The 12,714-nt window shown below is 40.5% G+C and carries 14 protein-coding genes and 1 riboswitch; of the genes, 3 read left to right on the top strand and 11 right to left on the bottom strand.

Features of this window, described 5'->3' with window-relative positions; genetic code table 11:
* Positions 1-249: 249 nt before the first annotated feature.
* From ACYX4O_RS03845 to ACYX4O_RS03815, 7 genes are all read right to left on the bottom strand, one after another.
* Positions 250-477 (bottom strand): DUF2553 family protein, encoded by a 228-nt coding sequence (locus ACYX4O_RS03845; protein ID WP_476354737.1) that lies wholly within the window; start codon positions 475-477, stop codon positions 250-252.
* A gap of 334 nt (positions 478-811) precedes the next feature.
* On the bottom strand, positions 812-1,909 hold the full coding sequence (msrB, locus tag ACYX4O_RS03840; RefSeq protein WP_476354735.1) for a peptide-methionine (R)-S-oxide reductase MsrB: 1,098 nt from the start codon (positions 1,907-1,909) through the stop codon (positions 812-814).
* Positions 1,906-2,958 carry a sensor histidine kinase gene (locus ACYX4O_RS03835; protein WP_476354733.1) on the bottom strand — a complete coding sequence of 351 codons (1,053 nt, stop codon included), beginning with the start codon at positions 2,956-2,958 and terminating at the stop codon, positions 1,906-1,908. Before ACYX4O_RS03835 ends, msrB begins: the two co-directional genes overlap by 4 nt.
* Entirely contained in the window at positions 2,955-3,641 is a 687-nt protein-coding gene (locus ACYX4O_RS03830) for a response regulator transcription factor (RefSeq protein ID WP_476354731.1), read from the bottom strand. The genes ACYX4O_RS03835 and ACYX4O_RS03830 overlap by 4 nt, the downstream gene beginning before the upstream one ends.
* Before the next feature lie 132 nt (positions 3,642-3,773).
* On the bottom strand, positions 3,774-4,055 hold the full coding sequence (locus ACYX4O_RS03825; protein WP_476354729.1) for a hypothetical protein: 282 nt from the start codon (positions 4,053-4,055) through the stop codon (positions 3,774-3,776).
* Positions 4,056-4,184: 129 nt separating this feature from the next.
* Positions 4,185-4,940, bottom strand: coding sequence for a MerR family transcriptional regulator (locus ACYX4O_RS03820; protein WP_476357005.1), 756 nt, complete (start codon positions 4,938-4,940; stop codon positions 4,185-4,187).
* A gap of 115 nt (positions 4,941-5,055) precedes the next feature.
* Positions 5,056-5,550: a lactoylglutathione lyase family protein gene (locus ACYX4O_RS03815; protein WP_476354727.1), complete on the bottom strand. Its 495-nt coding sequence runs from the start codon at positions 5,548-5,550 to the stop codon at positions 5,056-5,058.
* Positions 5,551-5,668: 118 nt separating this feature from the next.
* Between ACYX4O_RS03815 and ACYX4O_RS03810 the strand changes: the two genes are divergently transcribed.
* The gene (locus tag ACYX4O_RS03810) at positions 5,669-6,016 is read left to right on the top strand and encodes a winged helix-turn-helix transcriptional regulator (protein WP_476354725.1); all 348 of its coding nucleotides are present in this window, start codon (positions 5,669-5,671) and stop codon (positions 6,014-6,016) included.
* 62 nt (positions 6,017-6,078) lie between these two features.
* On the opposite strand, the gene ACYX4O_RS03805 is transcribed toward ACYX4O_RS03810, so the two are convergent.
* The gene (locus tag ACYX4O_RS03805; RefSeq protein WP_476354724.1) at positions 6,079-7,110 is read right to left on the bottom strand and encodes a MerR family transcriptional regulator; all 1,032 of its coding nucleotides are present in this window, start codon (positions 7,108-7,110) and stop codon (positions 6,079-6,081) included.
* A 91-nt stretch (positions 7,111-7,201) separates the two neighbouring features.
* On the opposite strand from ACYX4O_RS03805, the gene ACYX4O_RS03800 reads away from it, so the two are divergent.
* Positions 7,202-7,537, top strand: coding sequence for a hypothetical protein (locus ACYX4O_RS03800; protein WP_476354722.1), 336 nt, complete (start codon positions 7,202-7,204; stop codon positions 7,535-7,537).
* A 129-nt stretch (positions 7,538-7,666) separates the two neighbouring features.
* On the opposite strand, the gene ACYX4O_RS03795 is transcribed toward ACYX4O_RS03800, so the two are convergent.
* From ACYX4O_RS03795 to ACYX4O_RS03785, 3 genes are all read right to left on the bottom strand, one after another.
* Positions 7,667-8,428 carry a nucleotidyltransferase domain-containing protein gene (locus ACYX4O_RS03795; protein WP_476354720.1) on the bottom strand — a complete coding sequence of 254 codons (762 nt, stop codon included), beginning with the start codon at positions 8,426-8,428 and terminating at the stop codon, positions 7,667-7,669.
* 152 nt (positions 8,429-8,580) lie between these two features.
* On the bottom strand, positions 8,581-9,624 hold the full coding sequence (locus ACYX4O_RS03790; protein WP_476354718.1) for a ribonucleotide-diphosphate reductase subunit beta: 1,044 nt from the start codon (positions 9,622-9,624) through the stop codon (positions 8,581-8,583).
* A gap of 13 nt (positions 9,625-9,637) precedes the next feature.
* On the bottom strand, positions 9,638-11,872 hold the full coding sequence (locus ACYX4O_RS03785) for a ribonucleoside-diphosphate reductase subunit alpha (RefSeq protein ID WP_476354716.1): 2,235 nt from the start codon (positions 11,870-11,872) through the stop codon (positions 9,638-9,640).
* A 148-nt stretch (positions 11,873-12,020) separates the two neighbouring features.
* A riboswitch (cobalamin riboswitch) is annotated at positions 12,021-12,204 on the bottom strand.
* Positions 12,205-12,417: 213 nt separating this feature from the next.
* Between ACYX4O_RS03785 and ACYX4O_RS03780 the strand changes: the two genes are divergently transcribed.
* A complete protein-coding gene (locus ACYX4O_RS03780) occupies positions 12,418-12,699 on the top strand; it encodes a cell division protein FtsK (protein ID WP_476354714.1) in 282 nt (93 codons plus the stop codon).
* Positions 12,700-12,714: the final 15 nt, after the last annotated feature.

The raw sequence follows: 12,714 nt of genomic DNA, 5'->3' as shown, positions 1-12,714 counted from the left end.
TTGTTTCCGTATCCCCCAATATGGAAAAGGTGGGCCTGGAAACTGCGAGACTCCCGTGGGCAGGCTCACCAGCTCCCCACAGGAAAGCGAGTGGTTTCCAGGCCCACCTTACGCACGATTAAAGTTAACGGAAACACTCTCTCAGTTTCGATTGTTCCATATAAGGCGGCTTATATGGACAAAACTATTAAACATCATCAGAGCATAATAAAGTGGGGCTCTGCAGCGTTCGCTAGAGCCCCCACTAGATTAGCACCAACCTAAGTCGCAATCATGAACGAATTGAGTGACAGGCTCACCTGCTTCTTCCATTTTATATATGCGATGACCTTCTGCAACAAATCCGGATCGAAGCACATACTCTTTCTTGTTATTTCGAAACGTTATTTCACCAATACGATCCTTGTTAAAAAACAGTTCAAAGCCATCTCCATTCACTTTCCCTACCACACGCTCAGTGATCTCGACTTTTTTCATCTTTTTCCTCCCTCATTGTTACTCTACATTCAGGACAAAAGACAATGGACGATCATCTAATCGTTAACGATGTAATATAACTTCTATTTCCCCTCCTTCTATTCTCTTACTCTATAAATATAATGAAGAGGCGACGAAAAGAACGAATATTCAGACTTTATTTAGCGGAACTCTAAACCTTTTTACTTCTTATCTAGAGGGGTTGTCACTCCCCGTAAAGCATTTACGTTGTCTATCCCCTTACCTATATAACTTCTCTATCCTTACCAAGAAATCCTATCCACAAAACAAATAGGAGCAGCCGAAATACTACTCCAACTGCCCCTTATCCATGTTATTCTTCAAATTGATCCAAGAATTCTCCGTACCCTTTTTCTTCCATTTCCTCTTTAGGGATAAATTCTAGTGCGGCGGAGTTCATACAATACCGAAGACCCGTTGGTTCAGGGCCATCTTCAAACACGTGCCCTAAGTGGGAATCGGCTTGTTTGCTTCGAACTTCAGTGCGTGTTCCAAATAGGCCTGGATCAGGTTTGGTTATTACATTTTCTTCGACTAGCGGTTTTGTGAAACTCGGCCATCCTGTGCCTGATTTGTATTTATCTTTAGAGCTAAACAATGGTTCCCCAGAAACTATATCCACATAAATGCCTTCTTCTTTATTATCCCAATAGGCATTATCAAACGCCGGCTCTGTGCCATCTTCCTGAGTTACTTTATACTGCATATCTGTAAGCATTTCTTTTAACTCTTCATCTGAATAGTTACCTGGGATTTCAACCTTTAAGTCTTCCCCCCAAGTATTTTCTAAATAGTCATCCCGTCCAGAGTTACTTCGGTAAATCTTATAACGAACGGAATTTTCCTTATAATAATCCTGGTGATAATTTTCTGCTTTATAAAACGTTTTTGCTTCACGGATCGGGGTGACAATCTCTTTCTCAAATCGATCTGATTCCGCTAACGTCTTCTTAGAAGCTTCGGCTGCTTTCTTTTGTTCTTCGTTATGATAGAAGATCGCTGTCGTGTATTGATATCCTCGATCTACGAACTGACCTCCATCATCAGTTGGATCGATTTGCCTCCAAAAGACTTGAAGAAGGGTTTCGTAACTAATGACATCCGGATCATAATGCACTTGCACCGCCTCAATATGCTCGGTAGAACCTGATGATACATCGTTATAGGATGGATTCTCCATATCTCCACCTGTATAACCCGAAATGGCCTCGCTTACTCCATTTAACTCTTCAAAAGGAGGCTCCATACACCAGAAACAACCGCCTGCGAATGTGGCTACTGCTTCATATTCATCAGCATTTACCGCTTCGCTTCCTGTTGATCGTTCAAACACATATTTATAACCCATCGGAATGAAAATAATCCCCAATACGGCAACAACCACGGCAGAAAGAATCCACTTTAATTTCATTCTTTTGCTTCCTCCTTCATGTTGAATGGTAGTGTGAACCAAAATGTGGCCCCTTCATGGATCTGACTTTTCACACCAATTTCTCCTCCATGGCGCTCAACGATTTCTTTACAAATCGCCAGTCCAAGACCAGAACCACCGTAACTTTTATTCCTTGATTTCTCTACCCGATAAAATCTTTCAAATATATGCTGCTGATCATCTTCTTCTATGCCAGGACCTGTATCATCTAGTGTGAAACGTGTTTCACTCATGCTTTGTGAAATGTGCAGCGTGATACGATCCCCATCTTGCGTATAACGGATGGAATTTTCAACCAAATTACTCAACACACGCTTTAGCTGATTTGGAATGGCTTGAATAGGTTTCAATCCTTCCTCTAAGTTTACATCGAGTTGTAAAGATTTATTTCGTAACAGAATGTCAAACTCCTCTAGGGTTTCGATAACTACTTGGTCCAGATGAATCCATTCCGCTTTTAAAGCTCCTTCATTCTTATCTAACTGGGATAATTCCAATAATTCTTGAATAAGTTGAGAAACTCGCTGCGTTTCAGTATGAATGGTAGCTAAATAAGCATCTCTTGTTTCTTTATCTTCTAAAACATCATCTTGCAAAGCTTCTACATACGAATTAATAGAAGCAACAGGAGTTTTGAGATCATGCGACATATTAGCGATTAATTCTTGCTTAAATGCTTCTGACTCTTTTACTTTTTGGAACATTTGATTCAAGTCATCGGCCATTCGATTATAACTTGCTGCTAATTCCTTAAACTCTTTAGGCCCTGACTCCTCAATATGAGTATTAAACTCACCTTCTGCTAGCTTTTTAGATGTTTCAGACAGTTCTCTCACCCCTTTTAGTAAGGGATGGGTCACAATCAAGTGTGAAACAATTGAGACAAGGCCGGCTCCAATTGTAATCAGTGACAATAGTAAGATGACATCTGTGGAAAGGAACATATGCACATAGCTAATAAGCAAAAAGATGATAATAATCGAGATCGATAACAAGTTTGAAAAGATTAATATGGTCCTAAGTTTCATAAAGGTTGCCTCTCAAACTTATAACCAATGCCCCAGACCGTTTTGATATAGACAGGTTTAGCTGGATCCTCTTCTATTTTTTCTCTAAGCTTTCGAATGTGGACGTTAATGGTGTTGGTATCTCCTTCATAATCAAATCCCCATAACCTCTCTAATAGATGCGATCTCGAAAAAACTTGGGCTTCGTGTTGAACAAGAAACCAAAGCAAATCAAATTCTTTAGCTGTTGTATCAATCAGTTGATTAGCTCTGTATACTGCTCTTTTTGTAGCATCAATTGTAACCGAGCCAAATTGCTGAACCTGATCCTTGCCGTGAAGATCATAACGTCGCATGACATTTTTGAGTCTCAAAACGAGTTCACGAGGGCTGAATGGCTTTGTTATATAATCATCCACACCAATGGATAAGCCAGCGAGGCGATCTTTTTCTTGTCCTAGGGCTGTTAATAGAATAACCGGCGTTTCTTCTTCGAATCGGATTTCTTCTGCTAAATCAAGCCCACTTTTAACTGGCATCATAATGTCTAAAATAACAGCATCCGGTTTCGATTCTTTCCATTTATCTGTAGCTTCTTGACCGTCTCTAGCAACAACAACAGAATACTTTTCTCTCTCTAAATAACGTTTACAGACATCAATAATATTCTCATCGTCCTCTGCTAATAAAATTGTATAACTCATACCATCACCCGTCTCTATTCAACATCTCCATAAGCAGTGCATTCTTTCAAAACGTTTTATCAGTAGCTTAAGGAGAACTTATTTACAATGTATAAACAAAATATAAAATTTCTATAAACTTCTGATCTTTTTTCATTCTGTTTCTCGATTTAACACATCTACGTAGCGCTTTCCTTCTAAGAGAGATAACCCCAAAGCTTGGCGGGCTCTTTTGACTGCTTTAATCTCTTCGCCATTTTGTATGAGCGTTCGAATTTCCTCATTTACCTCAGGTTCTGACACATCCACGTCCCTCTTTATTCGATCCACCTTATTTTTCACTTGTTTATGCTCTTTATCTACTTGTTTCAGGTTACCCATAACGACCATACCGACGATTATGAATACAAATACAGTAACAACCATTATGTTCATACTTCCCCTCCTTAAGTTAACAAAAGCTTCAAGATATAGACGGGCCCTTTTTGTTTCTTTTTTCCATTATAAACGACATAGGTTTCCTCAGACTAAAAAACTGCTCCTCTGTACAGAGAAGCAGTTTTTCTATTCCTTATTTCTGTCCGCGTAATGTGCCATGGCATCTTTCATAAAAACTGCTAGGCCTTCACCGTACTGATCAATATTTTTAGTGAATCGCTCGTCATCAACATACAATTGCCCCAGTCCTCTGAAAGCTTCTAGGGGATATTCACCAATTCGGTTCAGAAAATGATACCACTCGCCAATTGCCCTTTGCGCTTCGTCTGTATCAGGCGCGTCATATCGTAATTGAGCGAGTTTCGTATAGATTGTACCCGTTTCTTCTTTAATCTTCTCCGGATCCATATTCTTGATGTTTTGTTTAGACGTATCAACTGCTTGATCCCCATACTTCTCTCTTGCTTCTTGTTCATAATGATTTTGACTGAAATCAAATCCCTCAAATCTCTCTTTATTTGTCATAGTCGTGTCTCCTTTGGCGTGCTGAATTGTTTTATCCACTGTCTTAATCATTTGATCCAACCGACTTCGCTTTTCAATCAGAAGGTTTCGGTGCAACTCAAGTGCTTCGATGCGGTCAAAGTCAGATGAATGGGTAATCTCTTTGATCTTCTTTAACGGAAAGCCCATCTCTTTAAAGAAGAGAATTTGCTGAAGCATTTCAAGATCAGCATCGGAGTAAATCCGGTACCTCGCATCTGTCGTATTACTAGGGGGCAAAAGGCCAATCTCGTCGTAATAATGAAGCGTACGCACACTAATTCCTGTTAGATCTGCAACCTCTTTTACTTTTAGCAAGGTTGTTACCTCCTTCCTAATAAAAACAATAAGCTATGACGTAACGTGAGAGTCAATGAATAGTTTAATACGGATTAAAAATTCCTTTCCATACTAAAAACCCCCCTAGTCTTTAACTAGGGGGATATTGTTACTATTAATATTCACCAGCAGAGTATGTTAACTCGTAGCTGTGCGTATAAATTTCAAACACATTTCCAAATGGATCTTCTACATATACCATTTTGTAAGGCTTCTCGCCTGGGTAGTATTCACGGATTGGCATGCGCTGCTTACCGCCGTAGGATTTAATTTTTTCTACCATGTCTTCAATGTTAGGGTCTTGAATACAGAAGTGGAAGATTCCCGTTTTCCAATACTCGAAATTGTCTTCTGGGGTTTCATTGTTCCCAAATTCGAATAACTCAACTCCAATGCGATCTCCTGTAGATAAGTGGGCAATACGGAATTCCTCCCAGTCATTGCCGAAAACATCACGGCACATTTGGCCTACTGGTGTATCGTCATTGTAAACCGGAGATGGCTCCATAATGACATACCATCCAAATACCTCTGTATAAAATTTAACCGCTTCATCAACGTTAGGTACGGATAGTCCAATGTGTGAGAAATTTCTTGGATATGGTTGCATATCTTTTCCCTCCTGTTTTTCTTTTGACAATTGTTATTGTATATAAGTATAGTTCAGTATGTAAGTATGCACTTTTAGGTTAGAGACTAACCTAAAAGTAAGAAAAGGAGGGCAACAAATGGACGAGACTCTCTTAACAGATGAACACGGAAAATTAAAATGTTCGATTCAATATACATTAAAGAAAATGGGCGGGAAATGGAAGCCGGTGATCCTCTGGCATCTCGGAACAGAAGGGGCTTATCGATACAATGCGCTCAGACGTTTGTTACCAGGGGTGTCACATAAGGTGTTAACGCAGCAGCTGAAAGAACTAGAAACTGACGGATTTATTAATCGAAAACAATACGATGAAATGCCTCCGAAAGTTGAATATACATTAACAGATAAAGGGACCACGCTAATGCCTATTCTTCATGCGATGCATGATTGGGGAACGGCGAATGGGGAGGATTTTTGCGAATAATATCATGGCAAAGCCACAAAACACTCAGATTTTAAAGTCTGAGTGTTTTTTAGAGTAAGGAGCTACTGTTTTTCTGCGTACACCATATGCAAAATGTCGTTAAATGGATGGGTGTGTACCTTGTACCCAAGCTGTTCAAACCAAGCCACCAAATTCGATCGATTCGCATAGTATTCATCCTCAATAGCAAAAATCGCTTCCTGGTTGCCAGCATCTTTGAAATCACCAATAACACGTTCGCGATCATGTTGATCAGCAAACATAAGATCCACAATTGCAATCCGTCCATTAGGCTTTAAAATACGGTCCATCTCCCTGAGTGCCAGCTCTTTCTCTTCTTCTGTCACATGATGAAGAGCATAACTCGTCGTAATGAAATCAACCTCACCCTCCATGACGGGAAGCGCGAGAAAATGTCCATGACGAACGTCGATCTGCGGGTGTTTTTCTTTGCACACGCTAAGCATTTCATCCGACTGGTCCACACCTATGATAGAGGCCCCTTTTGGGATACACTGTGAACCAAGATTCCCTGTGCCAACGCCAATATCAACACCCTTTTCCCCTTCTTTTGGTTGGACAACCTCAATGGCCTTTGCTAGAGCTTCTTCATAATGTTTATGAACATTAAAACGATAGCCATTCATCTTCAGACTCCTATCATAGTCACGCGCCTTGCTGTTAAAATCCCATTGATCCTCCCATCCTTTACGCTTCTCTTTCACGTTCTTCAACTGATCAGCTAGGGCGAAGATATCTTCTTCACTAAATCCTTCACCCGTACTCTTATTTAGCATTTGATCAATTGTTCCTATCATATCTTTGATTTCTAGCCACTGTTCATACAAAGCAGAGCGTTGCACATTTAAATAGCGCTCTACTTCCTCTTCATTTTGAAGCGTGTGTTTAATTTGCTGCGTGGACATACCCACTTCTCTTAATGACAAGATCGTTTGGAGCTTCCATAGATGGTGATCATTGTATGAGCGATAATCGTTCTCTCCTTTGTCAGGCTGAATCAATCCCTTTTCTTCATAAAAACGAATCGTTCTCGGCGTCGTATTTAAACGATTAGCGGCTTCTTTTATTTTCAAAACATATTCCCCCTTTTGTTTATAAATCTATCGTAAACCTTAACGTCACGTTAAGGTAAAGAGGTTTTTTGGAAATTTTCATTTATGTATAATGAACCTATCTATAAAAGATCGGGGTTATGTTATGAAGAAGTTCTTTTTATTTCAGATGTTTATCTTTAGCGTTGGCTTTGTACTAAATGTCCTACTTAACCATTACATTAGCCCACCATTTAATAAGGTGGACGTCATAGCTATAATGGTTGCTTCCTTAATTTTCTTTCCTTTTATAAATCAAATAGATAGGATATATAACCCCTTTATAAAGATCAATAAACGAAGTAAAATCGTTTTGTCCATATTTGCATTCCTTGCAGCCGTGATACTGGTTGGATTTGTAGAGAATGTTTGGTTTACAATTACCGGAAAAATGTTATTTGATTTGTGACAAGCTTTCTATTCTCTCCTTCAATTAGTTCTTTAAATAAAAAAGCTTGAGTATTAGTCCATATACTCAAGCTTTTGAAGGGTTAAACTTATGTACACACACGCTGGATACACCATTCATTTACGCCTTTTATTGTCCATACTTTTTAACTGTACTTCTAAAAAGATCATTTAAATCCTTTGTAACATCTACACTTCTTCTTTTGGCATTCTGCAAATAGATTTCTATTTCTTCCATTTGTTCTTCAATGAAAGCATCTACATGACAAAGTCGATGCAACTTTGTTTGACTCGGACGATGGACCTTAGTTTCTAATAGAGATCTTAATTCTTCGTTTAGACGTTTATTGTGAGCCAGCGTATCCACAGCGTACCAGATATTAATCCCAAAAAATTGACCGGATTTCATAATCATGAAACACATCAAAACGGGTCGCACTACATTGAGATATTTCTTAACCGCTACCTCCTCCCCCTGCCCCAGTTCTTTCAAATTCCGCTTTGCCATCTTGTGATAATGGTGCAGAACAGATACCTGGTTGAACGCTTTCTGAGTGATGTCCCTTAATGCATTCATAAACGCTCCATCCTCCTCATAAACAACGTCAGAATGAAGCCACTCAAGAACCGAAGGATTTGACTTTCTGAGTAGGTTGAGCGCCTTTCGTAATTCCCACCCGCTGACATCCAATTGCTCTGATATCGGCTTTTCAATGACGTCGCGCTTCTGATCAATAGATACATACCAATTAAGCGGATGTACATAAATAAATCGCACATCATAATCACTCGCTTCGTTCTGAAGCCCATACGCCCGGCTACCCGCCTCACACGCGTACAACACCTTCACCCCATACTCCCTCTCAATCTCCCTTAACTTTTCATCCACCATATAAACATCCCCCTCATCACTGCACAACACTAAAGAGTGAAAGGGTGCCAGACACCCTTCATCGCTCTAAAGCAACAGCGCGTGCCAGACACCCTTTATTCTGCTAAAGGATGTCTGGCACGGTTTTGTTTGTTATGGTTTAGTGTACCATGTTAGAGGTCATCGAATCCGTTGTCTTGGTAGTGAACTTTGGTGTACTGGCGTGATTTCTGTTCGAAGAAGTCTGATTTTCCGCTGTTGACGTCTTGATAGGCTTTTATCCATTTAAGAGGATTTTTGGAATAGCCATCAAATGGTTTCTCGGCACCGAGTTCTTTGCACCGTTTATTGGCCATGAATTTGATATAGTCCTCAACTTCTTGCATCGATAAACCTTCAAAGTCATCACCGATAATGTAGCGCCCCCATTTAATTTCAAGGTCGGCAGCTTCTTTAAATGTATCCGTCACAAACTGCATCAATTCACCGGTATTATATTCAGGATTTTCAGCGATCACTTCTTTAAATATATGCTCAAATAAATTAACGTGGATCTGTTCATCTCGGTTAATATAATTAATCATCGTACTCGTTGAAACCATCTTTTGATTACGAGCTAAATTATAAAAGAAAGCGAACCCTGCATAGAAGAACAGGCCTTCTAATACCACGTCATACACAATCGACTTTAAGAATGACTCAACCGATTCCTCTTCGACAAAGTCTCTGTACCCTTCTGCAATGAATGCATTTCTTTCTAGCAGGACTTCATCATGCTTCCAGTATTCAAAGATGGCATCTTGTTCTTGCTTATCAACAAGTGAAGATAATACATAGGAATAGGATTGATTATGAACAACTTCCTGAAAGGAGAGCACCTGCATAAGAGCTGTTAAACTGGAGTCTGTTAAATAATCAGCTACTTTCCCGCTGTAATCAGTCTGAATCGAATCCAAAAAGGCTAGAAGTCCAATAATCTTCTTGAACGTATCCTGCTCTTGATCACTCAGTTCGTCCCATTGCCTCAGGTCGTTCGCCATATTGATTTCATTTGGGATCCAGAAATTTGCTAGCATATTTTTATACATTGGATAGGCCCAGCTGAATCGTACATCATCCCAGTTTAATACGTTTGAACTTCTCCCGTTTATAATGCCCGTTGAACGATTGGGAGCATCAATGTCATATAGGTTTCTCTTCTGTAATTGAGTCTTCATGCTTTTTCCCTCCTTAAGATGAACAGCTTTCACAGTCTTCAAGATCCTCTGTACTTGTCGAACGCATATAATACGTCGTTTTACATTTCTCTCTCCAAGCTGTTAGATGCATGTCTAGTAGCTCCTTCGCTTGAACTGTGTTCTTCACGTACATATTAAACGAAATCGATTGGTCAATATGACGCTGTCGGGCAGCGTTTTGACGAATGCTCCATTTCTGATCGATTTCGTACGCAGATTTATAAAACCAATAAGTAGTCGGTGTTAAGTCAGGTGCCGTGACGGGAATCTTATAATCTTTCTTTTCTTCCGAGTAAAATTTCTGGAAGATTGGATCAATACTCGCTGTACTACCCGCAATTAAAGAAGTCGAGGAGTTTGGCGCAACCGCCATCAGATACCCATTTCGTACGCCATCTTGTTGAACCCCATCCTTTAAAGCCGTCCATTCTTCATTGTCATACCCTCGCTCCGTAAAGTAATCGCCCGTTTGCCACTTCGACCCTTCAAAGTAAGGATAAGCCCCTTTCTCTCGCGCCAGCTCATGACTGGCTTGAATGGTAAGATACGCAATCTTTTCATATAACGAGTCAGCGTACTGAACAGCCTCTTCTGACTCCCAGCGAATCCCTTGTACAGCGAGAAGGTGATGCCATCCGAAGGTTCCAAGTCCAATCCCCCGATAGCGCTGATTCGTGAGCTGTGCTTGTAAGACAGGGATGTTGTTCAGCTCGATGACGTTATCGAGCATACGCACCTGAATCGGGATCAAGCGTTCAAGTGCCTCATCTGGGACAGATTTACCAAGGTTAATACTCGATAGATTACAGACAACAAAATCCCCAGCATCTTTCACAGTGATAATTTGACCATCCTCCGTGTAGTGCTCTTTCACCGTTGTTGCACTTTGATTTTGCGTAATTTCCGTACATAGATTCGTGCAGTACACCATTCCTTTATGGCTATTGGCATTCTTACGGTTCACTTCATCACGGTAAAACATAAACGGTGTACCTGTTTCGAGCTGTGAGACCATAATCCGTTTCATAATGTCGATTGCCGGAACCTTCTTTTTCTCTAAACGAGGTTCATTCACACAATCCCAATACTTCTCTCGAAAGCTGCCATCACCTTCTTTTTCATCATAATAGTCTTCTAAACTATAGCCCATCACCGTCCGTACTTCATGAGGGTCGAACAAATACCAATCTTCCCGGTTCTCTACCGCCTCCATAAATAAATCGGGTAATGTGACGCCCGTAAATAAATCGTGGGTACGCTGACGGTCGTCCCCGTTATTCAACTTGGCATCTAGGAAAGAGAAGATATCACGGTGCCAGATATCTAAGTACACAGCAATGGCACCCTGGCGTTGTCCAAGCTGATCGACACTTACGGCCGTATTATTCAGCTGCTTCATCCAAGGGATTACACCCGAACTTACACCTTTAAAGCCTTTAATATCACTGCCTCGAGAGCGAATTTTTCCGAGGTAAACACCTAGTCCTCCTCCACTTTTCGATAGATTGGCAATGTCTGTATTACTGTCAAATATGCCTTGCAAACTATCATCGACTGTATCTATAAAGCAACTCGATAACTGCCCGTAGCTTTTCCCTGCGTTAGCAAGCGTCGGTGTCGCCACGGTCATATACAAATGACTGAGCGCCCAATAGGCTTCTTTTACAAGAGGAAGACGGTGATTCGTATCTTCTTCCGCCATGAGCGTCATCGCAATAATCATAAATCGTTCTTGTGGAAGCTCGTATAAGCGCCCATCATGATCTGTTGCCAAGTACCGGTCGGCCAGTGTTTTCAACCCAATGTAGGTGAAGAACGTGTCACGCTCTGGAACGATTTCACTTCCTAATTGTTCAACCTCTTCTTTCGTATAACTTGTTAACAGACGTTCACTGTAAATACCTTTTGTATGTAGCGACTGAATAAGAGAATAAAAGTCGGGATAGTCTTCTTCCTTTGTATGGTGGCGATGAAGAGCAGCTTGTTCATACAAATAGTGAGCATAAATTCGCGCACATACAAATGTCCAATCCGGCTCTTCTTCATCCATTTGGTCCAACCCTTTTAAGATCAACTCGTTGTAAAGTTGATGATAGGATTCAATCCTTTTGGTTTGGATCAACTGATCGGCAAGCCTACCTAATCTCTCTACTTCAAGATGTGGATACTCTTTATGCGCCTCTTCTAAAACAGCGTAAATCCCCGTACTTTTTTGAACGATTGTCATGTGATAACCTCCTCTAAAATAAAAAAACCCGTTCCTCTTCCATTTGGGAAAGAGAAACGGATCAAACGACAGGACAACAAGATGAACCAACGTCAGGCTCATCCGGCTGAGGCTATCGTTTCATCTTCTCAATCCCCGAAGAAAAAGAAACTTTTAGCGAGGGCAGGCAGGTCTCCTGACTCGTGCATCGTCCTACTCTGAGCCCTTCCCATGCATATTTCGCACAGTGGAATGTCTCATTTCGTCCACACTTACAGTTGCGGGGACAGTTCTGGGCTTTCACCAGATTCCCTTTCAAGCCTTGAATAGGCACCTTGCAACTCGCTCATATATCAATATATAGTGTTTTATTAATTTTTAATCATATATCTTGTGTATATCGTAATAGATTTCTTTTATAAAATCAAGTCTTGAAGTTTATGTAGATTAGTAGTAATCGTTTATTTTCAAAATCTTTTACAAATAAACTCCCCTTCACATATAATGAGAAAAAGCAATTGGATTAAGGGAGGTCGTTACATTTGCTTTACAGACCTAGAAAACCTGTGGTTCAGAAAGATCTTTCACCAGAAGAACAAGAGTACTTAGAAAGTCTCCCACAACAAAACCACTTGGGTATTCTGGCCATGTTTTTTGGAGGGATTGGCTTTTTATTTGGCTCATTTTATATCTCTATTCCTATTGCCGCGTTAGTATATAGCATCATTACAGTCCGCACGTTTGACCGCCAAAAACACGATAACCCATGGCCATTCTTTATAGGGGTTGCCTTAAGTACGATCGGCATCGTCCTCCACATTTTCAAATACACCCAGCCTATGATATAGATCCTACATAACAAT

The organism is Pontibacillus sp. ABV4_188 (genome assembly GCF_056311905.1).
This window is presented reverse-complemented; position numbering and strand designations above follow the sequence as displayed.